Raw genomic sequence first — 16143 nt, 5'->3', positions numbered from 1 at the left:
AAGATTGCTTGTTTAGTAATGAGTATCATTATGTTACAACTTAGGCTCCTATCTAGTTGTGATGCGGTGCCGAATGCTCGTTCCTTTTCTCATCATGCTGCGCGAAGGCATTGAAGCCGCATTGATCGTTGGCATTATCGCCAGCTACCTGCAACAGACCGGCCGCGGTCAATGGATGCCCGCCGTGTGGATTGGCGTTTTCCTCGCCGCCGCACTGGCCCTGCTGGTCGGTGGTGGCCTGGAACTGGTCAGCGCCGAGTTCCCGCAAAAACAACAGGAATTGTTCGAAGGCATCGTCGGCCTGGTCGCCGTGGGCATCCTCAGCTCCATGGTGTTCTGGATGCGCAAGGTGGCGCGCTCCATCAAGCATTCCCTGCATGAATCCCTCGATCACGCGTTGGCCGGTTCCAAGCACCAGGTCACCGCGCTGATCCTCATGGTGTTTTTCGCCGTGGCCCGCGAAGGCCTGGAAACCGTGTTCTTCCTGCTCGCGGTGTTCCAACAGAGTGAAGGCCCGGGCGCGCCGATTGGCGCCCTGCTCGGCTTGATCCTGGCGATCATCGTCGGTTTCCTGATCTACACCGGCAGCATGCGCCTGAACCTCGGTGCGTTTTTCCGCTGGACCGGCTTGTTTATCCTCGTGGTGGCCGCCGGCATCCTCGCCAATTCGGTACAGGCCCTCCACGAAGCCGGCGTGTGGAACCACTTGCAAACCGTGCTGTTCGACTTCAGCGCCGCGCTGCCCATGGACAGCCCGTTGGGCTCGGTGCTGGCCGGGATGTTCGGCTATCAGGAAGCGCCCACCCTCAGCACCCTCGGCGCCTACCTGATTTACCTGGTGGTGGCCCTGGTGATGTTCTTCCTGCCCTCCGTACCGTCCAAGCCTGCCGCCTCACCTTCTTCTGTTGCCAACCAGTAAGGACCGCCTCTTGTCCAACCCAACCCCTCAACCGTCCTCGCCACCCCGCGCCCTGCGATGGGCCGTGGCGGGCTCGGTGGTCGTGATGATCGCCGCCGGAGGCCTGTTCTATTACGCCTCGCAACTGGCGGCCAGCAAACGCCAGACCAACCACAATGAAATCGCCGTGACCATTCATGGCCACGCCTGTGAGCCGAATGAACTGACGGTCCCCGCCGGCCGTGCGAGCTTTCGCATCATCAACCGCTCGGACCGTGCAGTGGAATGGGAAATCCTCGACGGCGTGCTGGTGGTCGAAGAACGCGAGAACATCGCTCCCGGCCTGAGCCAAGTGATCAACGCCAACCTGTTGCCCGGTGACTATTCGATCACCTGCGGGCTGCTGAGCAACCCGCGTGGCACCTTGCACGTAACGCCCACCGCCGAGTCCGAGGCGCAGGCCAAGGCCAAACCGTCGATGGTGGCGTTTATCGGGCCACTGTCGGAGTTCCGCGTGTACCTGAGCAGCCAAGGCAGTGCATTGGTCAAGGCGGTTACCGCCTTGCAGCAGGCCATCGACAGCGGCGACCTGGCCCAGGCACAAGCGCTCTATGTGCCTGCGCGAGAGGCTTACCAGCGACTGGCCCCGGCGTCCCAGCGCCTGGCGGAGCTGGACAATGCCATCAACGCCCGCGCCGACTACTTTGAAAAACGCGAGCAGGACCCGGCCTTCAGCGGCTTCCACCGCCTGGAATACAGCCTGTTCCAGCAACGCAGCCTCGACGGCCTGGCGCCAATTGCGCAGCGCTTGCTGACCGACGTCACCACCCTCAAGCAACAATTGCTGGCCCAGTCGCTGCCGCCGGAGCAACTGGTGAGCATTGTGGTGCGCAACCTCAACAGCCTGGCCGATGTGCGCGCCATCAGCGGTGAAGAGGAACGCTACAGCCACGTCGACCTGAATGGTTTCGCTGCCAACCTGGAGGCCGCCCACAAAGTCGTCGACCTGATGCGCCCTTTGCTGACCAAGTCTGCCCCAGACCTGCTGCCTAAAGTCGACAGCGCTCTCACGGCCTTAGACAGCCAACTCAACGAATTGAAAGTCGACGGCCAGTACCGCCGCTACGACAGCGTAACCGCCGATCAGCGCAAGCAGATCGCCGACAAGGCCAAGGCTCTGGCCGCTGCACTCGATGGAATCGACCCCGCCCTTGGCCTTTCTGGCCTGCAGTGAAGACGACCGCACACATGAGTGATTCCGCACAATTTGACCTCCAACGCCGCCGTGTCCTGTTGGGCATGGCCGCCACTGGCGCTGCGATTGCTGGCAGCACCCTGACCTGCCCGGCCATGGCCGCCGCTGCCGAGCAAGTCACCACTGCGCCACGCAGCGACAAGACCCAGGACCACCACGATTTTTTCGGCAAGCACCAGAGCGGTATCGTCACCCCACGCCCAGCCTGCGGCATGCTCGTGGCATTCGATGTGCTGGCCAGCGACCGCGAAGACCTGGAGCGCCTGTTCCGCACCTTGAACGAGCGCATCGCCTTCCTGATGACCGGCGGCACCGTGCCGCAAGTCGACCCGAAGCTACCGCCCACCGACTCCGGCATCCTCGGCCCAGTGGTCACGCCAGACAACCTGACCATCACCGTGTCCGTCGGCGAATCGCTGTTCGATGAGCGCTTTGGTCTCACGGCAGTCAAGCCCAAACGCCTGAGCCGCATGGTCGGCTTCCCCAACGACGCGCTGGAACCGGCGCAGTGCCACGGCGACTTGAGCCTGCAATTCAGTTCCAACACCCCGGACACCAATATCCACGCGCTGCGTGACATCGTGAAAAACCTGCCCGACCTGTTGCTGGTGCGCTGGAAGCAGGAAGGCAGCGTGCCGCCACAGGCGCCGGCCAAACCTGGCGAGCCAGCCCAGAGCGCGCGCAACTTCCTTGGTTTCCGTGACGGCTCGGCCAACCCCAACTCCAACGACGCCAAGGCCATGGACCAGATTGTGTGGGTGCAGCCCGGCAGCGACGAACCGGCCTGGGCGGCCAACGGCAGCTACCAGGCCGTGCGCATCATCCGTAACTTCGTCGAGCGCTGGGACCGTACCCCGCTGCAAGAACAGGAGAGCATCATCGGCCGCATCAAGCCGACCGGTGCGCCCATGGACGGCGACAAAGAGACCCAGGTGCCCGACTACAGCAAGGACCCGGAAGGCAAGTTGACCAAGCTCGATGCCCACATCCGCCTGGCCAACCCGCGCACCCCGCAGACTCAGGCGAACCTGATCCTGCGCCGGCCGTTCAACTACTCCAACGGCGTCAACAAAAACGGTCAGCTGGACATGGGGCTGTTGTTCATCTGCTACCAGGCTGACCTGGAGAAAGGCTTTATCAGTGTGCAAACCCGGCTCAACGGCGAGCCCCTGGAGGAATACCTCAAGCCGGTTGGCGGCGGGTATTTCTTCACCTTGCCCGGCGTCACCGGGGCCCAGGATTTCATCGGGCGCACGCTACTCGCTGCAACGCACCCTCAAACCACTGCCAACACCTAATAAACATACCCAGAGCGGATACCGTCCCATGAAGAAGTCGACTATTGCGTTGTCGTTGTTAATGACCCTTTCGCCGTTGGCAGCGTTCGCCGCTACCGCGCCGCTGGACCTGGTTGGCCCGGTGTCGGACTACAAAATCTACGTCACCGAAGAAATCGGCGAGCTGGTCACCCAGACCCAAGCCTTCACTGACGCCATCAACAAAGGCGACCTGGCCACCGCCAAAAAACTCTACGCACCAACCCGCGTGCACTATGAGTCCATCGAGCCGATCGCCGAACTGTTCAGCGACCTCGATGCGTCCATCGACTCCCGTGTCGACGACCATGAAAAAGGCGTGACCGCCGAAGACTTCACCGGCTTCCATCGCATCGAATACGCGCTGTTCTCGCAGAACACCACCAAGGGCCTGGAAGCGCTGACCGCCAAGCTCAACACCGACGTCAACGACCTCAAGACCCGCGTCGATGGCCTGACCTTCCCACCCGAGAAAGTCGTGGGCGGTGCCGCAGCGCTGTTGGAAGAAGTCGCCGCCACCAAGATCTCCGGCGAAGAAGACCGCTACAGTCACACCGACCTGTATGACTTCCAGGGCAACATCGACGGCGCGAAGAAAATCGTCGACCTGTTCCGTGGCCAGATCGAGAAGCAAGACAAGGCCTTCCTGGCCAAGGTCGACAAGAACTTCGCCACCGTGGACAAGATCCTGGCCAAGTACAAGACCAAGGACGGCGGCTTCGAGACCTACGACAAGGTCAAGGAAAATGACCGCAAGGCCCTGGTGGGCCCGGTCAACACCTTGGCGGAAGACCTGTCGACCCTGCGTGGCAAGTTGGGCTTGAACTAAACCGTACGCCAAAAAAGACCCGGCCCTGTTGAAGGGGCCGGGTCTTTTTTTGCCGGAAGGTTTTACAGGATTCGGTACAGCAACCGCTCGATCCGCACACGGCTGACTCGCCGCAGAAACTTGCCGACCGCCTCCGGGTAGTCCGGCAGTGTCTGCAAGTCCTGGTAACGCTCGATACGCGTGGTGTGCTGGAAAATCTGCGCCAGCTCGGTCCGTCGCGGCTCAAGCCACTGGCCCTGGGGGTCGTCGATCAACAGGGCATTTTCCAAGTCAAGGCGGAACGCGCGCGGGTTGAGGTTGTTGCCGGTCAGCAAGGTGTAGCGCAGGTCGACCCACATGCCCTTGAGGTGGTAGGTGTTGTCACCGTCGCGCCACAGGTGCAGGTTCAACTGGCCGCTGTCGATCATCGGCTGATGGCGCTTGGCGAAGCGGCGCAGGCTGATTTCGTACAGGTACGGTAGCGCCGCAATGACCTTGAATGGCTCGCTCGGTGGGATGTAGAAGTCGTTGGCGGTCTTGTCACCGACGATGATGTCGATCTTCACCCCACGCGCCAACGCGCGGTTGATTTCCCGGGTGACCGGCAGCGGCAGGTTGAAGTACGGCGTGCAGATAGTCAGTTGGTGCTGGGCGCTGGCAATCAGTTCGAGGATCACCCGGTTCAGCGGGTTGTTCTTGCCAACCCCGAGCAACGGGCTGACCGACAGATGCCCGTTGGGCAATTGCCCCGTGGTGGTGTCGTAGGTCGCGTGTTTCAGGCGGCTGCGCAAGTCGCCGATATCGTTGCGCAAGCTGCGTGTGGTGGGCGGGTTGGGCAGGTCCAGGCGATTGACCGCCTTGGAGGCGACCAACCCGTGTTCCACCAGGTGCTGCATCGAATCCGCCAGGGCTTTGCTGTGGACCAGGTGATAACGGTCGAAACGGTACTTGTCGAACTTGTGCAGGTACACATTGTTCAGGCTCGCGCCGCTGTACAGCACGCTGTCGTCGATCACGAAGCCCTTGAGGTGCAGCACGCCGAACAGCTCGCGGGTTTGCACCGGCACGCCATACACCGGCACCTCGCTGCTGTGGCTTTGGGTCATGGCCTGGTACCAGGCGCTGTTGCCCGGTTGTTTGCCGGCGCCGATCAGGCCGCGCTGGGCGCGCAGCCAGTCGACCACCACCACGATGTCCAACTCCGGCCGCGCAGCCTTGGCTGCGTGCAGGGCGTCATAGATCTCCTGCCCCGCTTCGTCGTGCTGCAGATACAGCGCGACGATGTAGATACGCCGGGTGGCATGGGCGATTTTTTCCAGTAGGCAACGGCGGTATGCGTCGGCGCCGGACAACACCTCAAGGGCGTCTGGAGTAACGGGGAAACCGCGCAGTTTGGGCAACAGGGAGCGTTTGAAGAACGACGGCATAAGGCTCGCAGTGGGTCGAATCCAAAGAGTCCCCGAGCTTACACCATGGGGGTGCCCAGGTCTCGCTGTGGCGCATGGAAAAAATCTTATTGACCAAGAAGAACGATCGTTCTACTGTTGGCCACATGAACGATATTACTCAAAATGAAACCCGCGACATCATCCTCGATGTGACCGAAAAGTTGATCTATCGCCATGGCATCGCCGCCACCGGCATGGACCTTCTGGTGAAAACCGCCGGCGTCTCGAGAAAAAGCATTTACCGTTACTTCGCCAACAAAGACGACTTAGTGATTGCCGCCCTGCAACGCCGCGACGAGCGTTGGATGCAGTGGCTGCGCAATGAAGTGGAACGCAGTGAAGGCTCGGGCGAACGCTTGCTCGCGCTGTTCAGCGCGCTCAAGGCCTGGTTCGGCACCGCCGATTTTCGCGGTTGCGCCTTTATCAACACCAGTGGCGAAACCGGCGACCCGCAAGATCCGGTGCGCCTGCTGGCCAAGGCCCATAAACAGAAACTGTTCGAGTACGCACTTGAACTGTGTCAAGCACATGGCACCCCCGACCCCGAACGGCAGGCCGCGCAACTGCTGATCCTGATCGATGGCGCCATTACCGTTGCCCTGGTGATGGGTGATTCAACAGCCGCCGATAATGCGCAATGCATGGCGCGAACGTTATTGGGACTGTGACGCACAGGTCAGCGCAACTTTCGATTAAACCTTATTCCTTTGAGGAAATGCCCCATGTCATCTGCCGCTGAAACACGCCCGCCGCTGCCGCCGTTTACACGCGAGTCGGCCATCGAAAAAGTCCGCCTGGCCGAAGACGGCTGGAACTCCCGCGACCCCGAGCGGGTGTCCCTGGCCTATACCCTGGATACAAAATGGCGTAACCGCGCCGAATTCGCCTACAACCGTGAAGACGCCAAGGGCTTTCTTACCCGCAAATGGGCCAAGGAGCTGGATTATCGGTTGATCAAAGAGTTGTGGGCATTTACCGATAACCGCATCGCGGTGCGTTATGCCTACGAGTGGCACGACGACTCGGGCAACTGGTTCCGTTCCTATGGCAACGAGAACTGGGAGTTCGACGAGAACGGCCTGATGGCCAATCGGTTTGCCTGCATCAACGATCTGCCGATCAAAGCGAGTGAACGCAAGTTCCATTGGCCGCTGGGGCGACGCCCGGATGATCATCCGGGGCTGTCTGAACTAGGCCTGTAAACCTTGGCGGCGATGGCGCTGATGAAATCGCCATCGCCGCCAAGCCGGTTGCCTACGGCGGGCGTGGACCTTCAGTCCTGGTTCAGGCCGACCCGATACAGCACGCCATTGTCCTCGTCCGTCAGCACGTACAAGAAGCCATCCGGCCCCTGCCGCACGTCGCGAATCCGCGCTTTCAAACCACCGAGTAAACGCTCCTCGTGGATCACCTTGTCACCGTCGAACTGCAACCGGATCAGCTCCTGGTTGACCAGCGCGCCGATGAACACGTTGTGCTGCCAAGGCTTGAAGCGGTCTGCATCGTAAAACGCCATGCCGCTGATACCCGGTGATTTTTCCCAGACGTGATGCGGCGGCACCGTACCTTCTGCCGTCTTGCCCTTGGCTTCGGGAATCGGCGTCAGGGAATAGTTGATACCGTGGGTTGCCAGCGGCCAACCGTAGTTCTTGCCGCGCTCGATGATGTTGATCTCGTCACCGCCGCGCGGGCCGTGTTCGTTTTCCCAGATCGTGCCGCTCCAGGGATTCAAGGCCAGGCCTTGGGGATTGCGCTGGCCGTAGGACCAGATTTCCGGGCGCACCCCTGGTTGGCCGACGAAGGGGTTGTCATCCGGCACGCGGCCATCCGGGTAGATGCGCACGACCTTGCCTTGCAACTTGTCCAGGTCCTGGGCCGTCGGGCGGTCGTTGTTTTCTCCCAGGGTCACGAACAGGTAGCCATCACGGTCGAAGGCCAGGCGTGAGCCGAAGTGATTGCCGGTAGACAGCTTGGGCTCCTGGCGCAGGATCACCTTGAAGTCGGTCAGGCCACTGAGGTCAGCGGCCAGACGCCCACGCCCCACGGCAGTACCGGCCTTGCCGCCCTCGCCACCGCCCTCGGCGTAGGACAGGTAGACCAGGCGGTCCTGCTTGAAGTCCGGCGACAGCACCACATCCAGCAGACCGCCCTGCCCTTTGGCCCACACCTCAGGCACGCCCTTCAGTGGCGCCGAAAGCTTGCCGTCCGGGCTGACAAAACGCAGGTGGCCAGGGCGTTCGGTGACCAGGAAGCCTTGCTTGTCCGGCAGAAAAGCCACCGCCCAAGGGTGGTCAAGCCCTTTGGCGATCGGGGTCGCGGTGATGCTGCCTTGTTCACTGGGGAACTGCTGGGTGTCGGCAGCGAAAGCGGCCGTCATCGGCAGCAGCGTGGTTGCACAAAAGGCGGCGAGAAGGGTTTTGCGTAGCAACATAGGGCGGGATCCTTACCGGCGATTGCCGTTGGCATCATAGGTGGGGGATTTGGTTTGAGTCGCTGGGCGACTGGGGGCGGCATCGCGCTTGGGGTAACTATTGCCAATGCCACCGTTCTCCAGGGTTGGGGTGCGTGTGGTCGGCCCGGTCTGAATACCGCGAACGGCGGGCGCATTGGGCTGCGTGCCCTGCATGCTGTTCGGGTTGGCCCGGTGAATCGGGCTGTTATTGGAGTTGTTGTTGCCGGGCAGGTTTTGCGCAAGGGCCAGAGGCGCAAGGGCCAGACCCAACACCAGCGCAGCAACGTGACGCACACAGCTATTCATGACAAAGCCTCTCTGGGGGCCAAGGAGTACGTGCTTTCGATAACACGCTACGCCTTGGGTTCGGCTTTCGACACTAAATACTTTCTCATCAGGTGTAACACGATCTGTCCGCGCATCTGCCTGGGGAAACTTTTCACGCGGCGTCCGAGTCACCAGAACACAGCCTCTACTTAAGGAATCGCACATATGCCACGGTCAATCTGGAAAGGCGCCATCAGTTTTGGCCTGGTGCATATCCCGGTGTCGCTGGTCTCGGCCACGTCATCACAGGGCGTAGACTTCGACTGGCTGGACAAGCGCAGCATGGACCCGGTGGGCTACAAGCGCATCAACAAGACCACCGGCAAGGAAGTCACCAAAGAAAACATCGTCAAGGGCGTGGCTTTCGAGAAAGGTCGCTATGTGGTGCTCAGCGAAGAAGAAATCCGCTCAGCCCACCCCAAGTCGACCCAGACCATCGAGATCATCGCGTTTGTCGCCAGCGACCAGATCCCATTGCAGAATATCGACACCCCTTACTTTCTCGCCCCGGACAAGCGTGGGGGCAAGGTCTATGCCTTGCTAAGGGAAACCCTTAAAAAAACCGGCAAGGTTGCGCTGGCCAACGTGGTGCTGCACACCAAGCAGCACTTGGCGGCCTTGATGCCCCTGGACTCGGCGTTGGTACTGGTGATGCTGCGTTGGCCCGCCGAAGTGCGCAGCCTGGATGAACTGGAACTGGACAGCGACGTGACCAAACCCACCCTCGCCAAGGGTGAGTTGGACATGGCCAAGCGTCTGGTGGAAGACATGAGCGCCGATTGGCAGCCCGATGATTACCGCGACAGCTTCCAGGAAAAAATCATGGCGCTGGTGGCCAAGAAGGCCAAGGCTGGCAAGATCGAAGACGTGGAAACCAGCACAGACACTGAAGAGCGCAAGTCCGCCGACGTGATCGACCTGACGGAACTGCTTAAGCGCAGCCTGGCCGGCAAACCCGCCAAGAAGCCCGCGGCGAAAAAATCCACCAAGGCCTCTTAAGTCATGCCAAAGCCCCTTAGCGAGTACAACCGCAAGCGCGACTTCGGCGTTACCGGCGAGCCGGCAGGCAGTGCGCCCGCCGGCAAGCGCAAAGCATCGGCGCTGTCCTTTGTGATCCAGAAACATGACGCGCGCAACCTGCACTATGACTTTCGCCTGGAACTCGATGGCGTGTTGCTCAGTTGGGCGGTGCCTAAAGGCCCGAGCCTGGACCCGTCGCAGAAGCGCCTGGCCGTACACGTGGAGGATCACCCCCTCAGCTACGGCAGCTTCGAAGGCAGTATTCCGGCCGGCCAATATGGCGCGGGCGATGTCATCGTGTGGGACCGTGGCGTATGGCAACCCCATGACGACCCGCGCAAGGCCTACGCCGCTGGAAAACTCAAATTCACCTTGGTCGGTGAGAAACTTTCCGGCGACTGGACACTGGTGCGCACCCGCCTTAAAGGCAGCGGCGACAAGGAGCAGTGGCTGCTGATCAAGGAGAAAGACCCGCAGGCACGCCCGGCCGACGATTATGATATCGTCCAGGCCCAGCCGAACAGCGTGGTCAGCAACGCGTCGGTCGGCGCGCCCAAAGCCAAGCCCCCGGCGAAAACCAAGGCCAAGCCCAAAAAAGCCGCGACGTCCGCCCTCCCTGAGCAATTCGCACCGCAGTTGGCCACGCTGGTGGACCGCGCCCCCGAAGGCGACTGGCACTACGAGATCAAGTTCGACGGCTACCGTATGCTCGCACGCATACGCGATGGCGACGTGCGCCTGTTCACCCGCAACGGCCATGACTGGACCGAACGCCTGCCGCGCCAGGCCAAGGCCCTGCAAGCCCTGAAGCTCAAGGACAGTTGGCTCGACGGCGAGGTGGTCAGCCTCAACGGCGACGGCCTGCCGGACTTCCAGGCGCTGCAAAATGCTTTTGATATCGGCCGCAGCCTGGACATTGTCTATTACCTGTTCGATGCGCCCTTCCTCAATGGCCAGGATCAGCGCCAGGCACCGGTCGAAGATCGCCGTGCGGCACTCAAGGCAGCGTTGGCGGGCAGCAGAAGCAAGCTATTGCGGTTCTCGGAAGCGTTCACCGCCCACCATCGCGATATTTTTGAAAGTGCCTGTGACCTATCCCTGGAAGGCGTGATTGGCAAGCGCCTGGGCAGCCCTTACGTGTCCAGTCGCAGCGCCGATTGGATCAAGCTCAAATGCCGCCTGCGCCAGGAGTTCGTGATCGTCGGCTACACGCGGCCGCAGGGTTCGCGCAGTGGTTTCGGGGCGCTATTACTGGCGGTGAACGACAAGACAGGGCTGGTGTATGCCGGGCGTGTGGGCACGGGCTTTGATCAAGCGGCGCTGAAAGCCATCTATGCGCAACTCACGCCGCTGGAGCGCAAGGCATCGCCCCTGGAAAAACCATTGACCAGCGCCCAGGCCCGTGGTGTGCACTGGGTGGAGCCGACCTTGGTCGGCGAGGTGCAATTTGCCGAATGGACCCGCGAAGGCGTGGTGCGCCAGGCGGCATTCGTGGCGATGCGTACCGACAAACCCGCAGCCCAGATCATTCATGAGCAACCGCGTACGGCCAAATCCATGAAACCCGCAAAAAAACCCAGCGCCGGGGTGAACATCACACACCCCGATCGTGTGATCGACTCGCAAAGCGGCACGCAGAAGCAGCAACTGGCGCAGTTCTACGCGGGGATCAGCCGATGGATCCTGCCCTTCCTGCACCACCGCCCGGTTTCATTGCTCAGGGCGCCTGAAGGCATCGACGGCGAGCAGTTCTTCCAGAAACACTCTGAGCGTCTGGCCATTCCCAATATCAAGCAACTGGATCAGGCCCTCGACCCAGGGCATGCGCGCCTGATGGAAATCGACAGCGTCAAGGCGTTGATCGGGGCCGTGCAGATGGGCTCCGTGGAGTTTCACACCTGGGGCGCCACCTCGGACAAGATCGAAACCCCTGACTTGTTTGTGCTCGATCTCGACCCGGACCCGGCGCTGCCGTGGAAAGCCATGCTCGAAGCGGCGCAATTGACCCTCTCGGTATTGGATGAAATAGGCCTGCAAGCCTTCGTCAAGACCAGCGGCGGCAAGGGCTTGCACCTGGTCGTGCCACTGGCGCGCCGAGACAGCTGGGACACCGTCAAGGCCTTCGCCAAGGCCATCGCCCAGTTCATGACCGCACAATTACCGGAGCGTTTTACCGCGACCTCAGGCCCCAAGAACCGGGTCGGCAAGATATTCATCGACTATTTGCGTAATGCGCGGGGTGCCAGCACGGTGGCCGCGTATTCGGTACGGGCGCGGCCGGGCTTGCCGGTCTCGGTGCCGATCAGTCGTGAGGAATTGAAGGGGTTACGCAGTGCACAGCAGTGGACAGTCGCCAATCTGCAGCAGCGGTTGGACGGCCTGAAGGCTGATCCTTGGGACGGCTACGCCAATCGACAGAAAATCGGCAAGAAGATGTGGGAAAAACTGGGCGCCCATTCACCGGAGTGAAGGCGCCCGAAGCGGTCAGATCAGCAGGAAAATGGCCGCCAACACGGCGAAGATCGCCCACTTTTCCAGGTAGTAACGCGTGCGGTTGCGCTTTTTCAGCTCCTTGCCCCGCAAGCGGATCTTGTACAGGCGGGTAAAGGCACGATTGAGCCCGCCGGTCTTGTCGCCGGCATCGTTGGGCGAGCCGGCAGCTGCCATCACATTACGGCTGAACCAGCGATTGAAGGCCGCGGCCCAGCGGTACTTCATCGGGCGCTCGATGTCGCAGAACAGGATGATGCGGTTGTGCTGCGTGGTGTTCTCGGCGTAGTGGATGTAGGTCTCGTCGAACATCACCGGTTCGCCGTCACGCCAGTAATAGTTTTCGCCGTCCACGTTGATATAGCAGCCAGGATCGTTCGGGGTATCCAGGCCCAGGTGATAGCGGTATGAGCCGGCATACGGGTCACGGTGGCGCACCAGCTTGGAGCCCGGTGGCAGCTCGGCAAACATCGCGGCCTTGATCGAACCGATGCCCTGCACCAGCTCCGTGGTGCGCGGGCACAGCTTCATCGCCGACGGGTGGCTGTCGCCGTACCATTTCAGGTAGAAGCGTTTCCAGCCCGACTTGAAGAACGAGTTGAAACCCACATCGTTGTATTGGTCCGAGCGTTTGATCTCGCCCGCACGCATCAGGTTCTGGCCTTCCTGGCGGATTTCTTCCCAGTGTTCTTGCAGCGGGCTGAGGTCGGGGAATTCGCTGGGCGACAGGTACGGTCGGCTGGGCAGCTTGGAGAAGAGGTAGAGAAAGCAGTTGACCGGTGCCAGGAAGGTGGAATGGTCACTGAGCTGGCGGCCCAGCTTGTGTCGCACCCGGCCACGCAGGTGTACATACGCAATCGAGGCAAGGTAGAGAACAACAATGATGAGTTTCAAGGGATTTCGTCACACGTCAGAAGAGAACAGGCTGCTCCTGCGTGCCCACGACGGCCGAGGTTGGATAGCAGCACCTGAAATCACAATTCACACAATCGGCACGACCGGCTGAGTGACCATCCGGCGCGTGGCCCTTTGCAGTTATTTAGCCACAGGTTGTAACTAAAAGTTAACTAAGAATTGTGAAAAGCTGTCTTCTGACGGATGTTGCGAAGGCGCACAACCACGGGGCATGGACCGCCGTTGGGCGCGATGCTGTTACAGCAAAGGTTCATCGTCCTTGCGTTCTCGGCGGGAAAAACGCCCCTCTTCCAGCGGCGAGTAAGGTGCCGGTTGTCCACGATTCTGCACAACGTAGCGGATCAACGCGATGACCAGCCCCAGCACCAGCCCTGCAGTCAGGCTCAAGGCAACCACCAGCGCTTTCTTCGGCTTTATCGGCGCCAGCGGCTCCTGGGCGCGACGATCAATGGTCACCAGTTTGAGGTTGCTCATATCGATGTTCAAGTTGCGCAACCGCGCGACTTCGGCACGCAGCGGCTCGACATCCTGCAGGAAAATGTCCTCATTGTCGCGCCTGCGCATTACCTCGACCTTACGGTTCACCTCCAACATTTGCAATTCTTTGCCGATCTCGGCGACGCGGGCGTTGGTAAAATCGTCGTTGGTGCGTCGCTGGAGTGCGTCGCGCTCCGCTTCAAGCGCATTGGAACCCATGAAATACAGCGGGATTTTCTGGTTGTTGACTTCAGTACGCATGACCTGCCCGCTCCCACCGCGTGATGCATCCGCCATTGCCGACGGCGTCGTCGGGGTTTTGATTCCCAAGGACTTGGCAATGGCGATGGCCTCGGTCAGTTCTGCCAGCCGATCACTGCGCTCCATCTTCATCTGCAGACGCAGCGCACTGAGCTCATCTTGCAACTGGGCACGCTTGAGCCGGTCGCTTTCCAGCAGTGAGGCGATCTTCGACTCTTTCTCGTTCTCATAATTGGCGCGAGCGGCATCAATCTTGCCCTTGAGCTCGTTCAAGCGGTTATTGACGATCACCTTGAGGTCCGCGCCCACTTGCTCGCGCTCGGCGCCAATAGCGTAATCGACAAACCCGTTGAGAATCGCCACACCATCGACATCGGCCGGGTACTGCAACTCCAGGCGGATGTAACTGCTCAACGAGTCAGCCTTTTTGGGGTCAGGCAGAATGAGGTTGACCGCGTTGCGATTGAAGTCTTCGAAAGACTGCTCCAGGCTTTGGCCTGGTTTCTGAAATGCCTTGAACAATTGCTGGTGCGACTTGAAAAATTCCAGCCGTGTTTCGTAAGAGTCCAATTGCGCCCCCACCTTTGACAGCGCATCGGCGGGCGGTAGCTTATAAACCTCGGAACGGTTCAACGCGTCCAGCTCATTGAGCGCGGCAGGACGCAATACACTGCTGACCTCATAAGTCCGGGGCGCCAAAAACGCGTAACCTCCCCCCAAAACCCCCGCAATGATCGCACACCCAAGGACCAGTCTTTTTTGCCGCCAGATCGAATGAAAGAGGTGGTACAGGTCAATTTCATCTGATGAAGGAGTCACATGAAGCGGGACGTTTCGATTCAAAATTAGCTCACCTAAAAAATGACATTAAACGGCCATCACCGTAAATTTTTGGAAAGCCCGTTGAAGGGCCAGGGGCAACGCCCTGCGACACCGATGTAAAAGTCTTCGGAGCAATCTGACAACTTAGGGTAATGAAAAATCCCAACCCATTAAACTATGTTCGCCGCGCGTTGCGTAAATATTCCTACAGACATCAACGACTGGAAATATGCTTGTCATAAGAATAGACAACTTCAGTTGAATAATTGCCTTAAAACCGAAATAAACCCGAAAGGACTCTCTATGCCGATTACTCGCGATCCGGATTACCAACTGCTCCAAGGCGTCTGGGAGCAAATCGCCCTTGAAGACAACGGCGTGCCAAACCCCGTTGACGATGCCCATAGCGCGCCCGGTGCACTGACCACCATCAGCGGTGACCAATTTGAAGTGCTCACGGTCAATGGTGAAGTTCTCCTGGCTGGCCAGTTTTTCCTCGACAGCCGCACACTTCCTAAAAGCATCACTTGGATCGATTCCATCGGCGAAGATGCCGGCAAGCGATTGCCCGCAAGCTATCGCCTGGAAGGGGATGAATTCGTTTTTATCGCTGCAGATGAAGGCATGCCCAGGCCAATCATATTCAAAACCGGCCCAGGTCAAACCCTGCGTACTTTCGTGCGTCGCGCCTGACCAGCGCGTTTTTGCTTTTGGAAAAGCCCCCTCAATCAAGACGCCTGGTGACGGTCAAGGTAAAGCACATCGGCAACTGTGCAGGCTGGTGCTCGTACTGGTCGTACAGTTCTTCGCGGTTGGAATGGGGATATTCCTGCAGGTGGCCGATCTGCAACTGCGCGCCGATCGCGGCACTGACTATGTCGCCTAAGGTATGCACGTACCAATAGGAGGTCGGTCCAGCCACTTCACCCTGGCCTTCATAGACAATCGACTCCTGCAGCACGAATGGCTCGCGCCGAAAGTAGGAACTGGCCGGCAGGAATGGGTTTTGCGCCCGGGGATCGAACACTTCCAGGAACGGGTGGGTTTCATACATCACCAGCGTACCGCCTGGCTTCAAGGTGCTGGCCACGTGGCGCATGAATAACCCCACGTCCGGCATCCAGCCCAGCACGCCGATGGTCACCAGCGCGATGTCAAAGCGCTCATGCAACTGCGGCGGCAGGTGGTGGATATCACTTTCAATGAATTCAGGGCTGTGGGGCGAGACAGCCGCCAATTCGCGGGCCTGTTGGAGAAAAGCCCGGGATTGGTCCACCCCCACCACCGAGCGTGCGCCCAGGGCAAACAACGAGAGGGTTTCACGGCCATTGTTGCAACACAGTTGCACCACATCTTTACCGGCCACACCCACATCCTGCAGCAAGCCGGTCAGGGTCGGGTCCAGGCAGGAAAAATCAGCCGCACCCACGCCGTTGAGCAGCGCGTTCCAGGTGTCGGTGGTTTTGTGCAGGTTGGCGGATTGGTCCCAGGCGTCCTTGTTGCTGGCAACTGCCTGTTGAGCTGAGGGCATGTCCATTGCGTGTCCAGATATTCAATACAGCGGGGCTGAGAAAATAAGCCAAGTGTTCACGGATTAAAACCCCACAAGGCAGGCGAAACTTAACACAGGCCGCGTAGGTCATTAACGCATGCG

General features: G+C 60.0%; 15 protein-coding genes. 9 read left to right on the top strand and 6 right to left on the bottom strand.

Going from position 1 to position 16143, the window contains the following annotated elements; genetic code table 11:
- The first annotated feature begins 73 nt into the window (after window positions 1–73).
- From efeU to efeO (KUA23_RS13685), 4 genes are read left to right on the top strand one after another with little or no spacing between them, the layout of a single operon-like run.
- Window positions 74–919: an iron uptake transporter permease EfeU gene (gene efeU / locus KUA23_RS13700; protein ID WP_252994142.1), complete on the top strand. Its 846-nt coding sequence runs from the start codon at window positions 74–76 to the stop codon at window positions 917–919.
- A gap of 10 nt (window positions 920–929) precedes the next feature.
- Window positions 930–2132 (top strand): iron uptake system protein EfeO, encoded by a 1203-nt coding sequence (gene efeO / locus KUA23_RS13695; protein ID WP_252994141.1) that lies wholly within the window; start codon window positions 930–932, stop codon window positions 2130–2132.
- A gap of 14 nt (window positions 2133–2146) precedes the next feature.
- Window positions 2147–3451, top strand: a complete 1305-nt coding sequence (gene efeB / locus KUA23_RS13690) for an iron uptake transporter deferrochelatase/peroxidase subunit (RefSeq protein ID WP_078050918.1) — start codon at window positions 2147–2149, stop codon at window positions 3449–3451.
- Window positions 3452–3479: 28 nt separating this feature from the next.
- Entirely contained in the window at window positions 3480–4298 is an 819-nt protein-coding gene (gene efeO / locus KUA23_RS13685; protein ID WP_078048378.1) for an iron uptake system protein EfeO, read from the top strand.
- A gap of 62 nt (window positions 4299–4360) precedes the next feature.
- Here the strand turns inward: efeO (KUA23_RS13685) and pssA are convergent, their stop codons facing one another.
- Window positions 4361–5704, bottom strand: coding sequence for a CDP-diacylglycerol--serine O-phosphatidyltransferase (gene pssA, locus KUA23_RS13680; RefSeq protein ID WP_252994140.1), 1344 nt, complete (start codon window positions 5702–5704; stop codon window positions 4361–4363).
- Window positions 5705–5829: 125 nt separating this feature from the next.
- Between pssA and KUA23_RS13675 the strand changes: the two genes are divergently transcribed.
- Window positions 5830–6393, top strand: a complete 564-nt coding sequence (locus tag KUA23_RS13675; RefSeq protein ID WP_078048376.1) for a TetR/AcrR family transcriptional regulator — start codon at window positions 5830–5832, stop codon at window positions 6391–6393.
- Window positions 6394–6447: 54 nt separating this feature from the next.
- Window positions 6448–6927, top strand: coding sequence for a nuclear transport factor 2 family protein (locus KUA23_RS13670; RefSeq protein ID WP_078048375.1), 480 nt, complete (start codon window positions 6448–6450; stop codon window positions 6925–6927).
- 71 nt (window positions 6928–6998) lie between these two features.
- On the opposite strand, the gene KUA23_RS13665 is transcribed toward KUA23_RS13670, so the two are convergent.
- A complete protein-coding gene (locus KUA23_RS13665; protein WP_100490732.1) occupies window positions 6999–8156 on the bottom strand; it encodes a PQQ-dependent sugar dehydrogenase in 1158 nt (385 codons plus the stop codon).
- A gap of 12 nt (window positions 8157–8168) precedes the next feature.
- A complete protein-coding gene (locus KUA23_RS13660; RefSeq protein ID WP_078048373.1) occupies window positions 8169–8483 on the bottom strand; it encodes a hypothetical protein in 315 nt (104 codons plus the stop codon).
- 186 nt (window positions 8484–8669) lie between these two features.
- Between KUA23_RS13660 and ku the strand changes: the two genes are divergently transcribed.
- A complete protein-coding gene (ku, locus tag KUA23_RS13655; protein WP_252994139.1) occupies window positions 8670–9503 on the top strand; it encodes a non-homologous end joining protein Ku in 834 nt (277 codons plus the stop codon).
- Window positions 9504–9506: 3 nt separating this feature from the next.
- Window positions 9507–11993: a DNA ligase D gene (gene ligD, locus KUA23_RS13650; protein ID WP_252994138.1), complete on the top strand. Its 2487-nt coding sequence runs from the start codon at window positions 9507–9509 to the stop codon at window positions 11991–11993.
- Between the two features lie 15 nt (window positions 11994–12008).
- Here the strand turns inward: ligD and lpxO are convergent, their stop codons facing one another.
- Entirely contained in the window at window positions 12009–12908 is a 900-nt protein-coding gene (gene lpxO, locus KUA23_RS13645) for a lipid A hydroxylase LpxO (protein ID WP_252994137.1), read from the bottom strand.
- 258 nt (window positions 12909–13166) lie between these two features.
- Complete coding sequence (locus KUA23_RS13640; protein WP_252994136.1) at window positions 13167–14510, bottom strand: LPS O-antigen chain length determinant protein WzzB; 1344 nt, start codon at window positions 14508–14510, stop codon at window positions 13167–13169.
- A 282-nt stretch (window positions 14511–14792) separates the two neighbouring features.
- Between KUA23_RS13640 and KUA23_RS13635 the strand changes: the two genes are divergently transcribed.
- Complete coding sequence (locus KUA23_RS13635; protein ID WP_252994277.1) at window positions 14793–15182, top strand: TIGR03067 domain-containing protein; 390 nt, start codon at window positions 14793–14795, stop codon at window positions 15180–15182.
- 31 nt (window positions 15183–15213) lie between these two features.
- On the opposite strand, the gene KUA23_RS13630 is transcribed toward KUA23_RS13635, so the two are convergent.
- Window positions 15214–16026 (bottom strand): class I SAM-dependent methyltransferase, encoded by an 813-nt coding sequence (locus KUA23_RS13630; RefSeq protein ID WP_252994135.1) that lies wholly within the window; start codon window positions 16024–16026, stop codon window positions 15214–15216.
- Window positions 16027–16143 lie beyond the last annotated feature (117 nt).

Source organism: Pseudomonas pergaminensis, assembly GCF_024112395.2.
Lineage (GTDB): Bacteria > Pseudomonadota > Gammaproteobacteria > Pseudomonadales > Pseudomonadaceae > Aquipseudomonas > Aquipseudomonas pergaminensis.
Note: the sequence above shows the minus strand (reverse complement) of the source record. Positions and strands in the feature narration are given on the sequence as shown.

What these genes read in the sequence shown, in the direction of transcription:
- efeU (WP_252994142.1), top strand. Translation starts at nt 74, where the DNA reads ATGCTCGTTCCTTTTCTCATCATGCTGCGCGAAGGCATTGAAGCCGCA.
- efeB (WP_078050918.1), top strand. Translation starts at nt 2,147, where the DNA reads ATGAGTGATTCCGCACAATTTGACCTCCAACGCCGCCGTGTCCTGTTG.
- efeO (WP_078048378.1), top strand. Translation starts at nt 3,480, where the DNA reads ATGAAGAAGTCGACTATTGCGTTGTCGTTGTTAATGACCCTTTCGCCG.
- pssA (WP_252994140.1), bottom strand. Translation starts at nt 5,704, where the DNA reads ATGCCGTCGTTCTTCAAACGCTCCCTGTTGCCCAAACTGCGCGGTTTC.
- KUA23_RS13675 (WP_078048376.1), top strand. Translation starts at nt 5,830, where the DNA reads ATGAACGATATTACTCAAAATGAAACCCGCGACATCATCCTCGATGTG.
- KUA23_RS13670 (WP_078048375.1), top strand. Translation starts at nt 6,448, where the DNA reads ATGTCATCTGCCGCTGAAACACGCCCGCCGCTGCCGCCGTTTACACGC.
- KUA23_RS13665 (WP_100490732.1), bottom strand. Translation starts at nt 8,156, where the DNA reads ATGTTGCTACGCAAAACCCTTCTCGCCGCCTTTTGTGCAACCACGCTG.
- KUA23_RS13660 (WP_078048373.1), bottom strand. Translation starts at nt 8,483, where the DNA reads ATGAATAGCTGTGTGCGTCACGTTGCTGCGCTGGTGTTGGGTCTGGCC.
- ku (WP_252994139.1), top strand. Translation starts at nt 8,670, where the DNA reads ATGCCACGGTCAATCTGGAAAGGCGCCATCAGTTTTGGCCTGGTGCAT.
- ligD (WP_252994138.1), top strand. Translation starts at nt 9,507, where the DNA reads ATGCCAAAGCCCCTTAGCGAGTACAACCGCAAGCGCGACTTCGGCGTT.
- KUA23_RS13635 (WP_252994277.1), top strand. Translation starts at nt 14,793, where the DNA reads ATGCCGATTACTCGCGATCCGGATTACCAACTGCTCCAAGGCGTCTGG.
- KUA23_RS13630 (WP_252994135.1), bottom strand. Translation starts at nt 16,026, where the DNA reads ATGGACATGCCCTCAGCTCAACAGGCAGTTGCCAGCAACAAGGACGCC.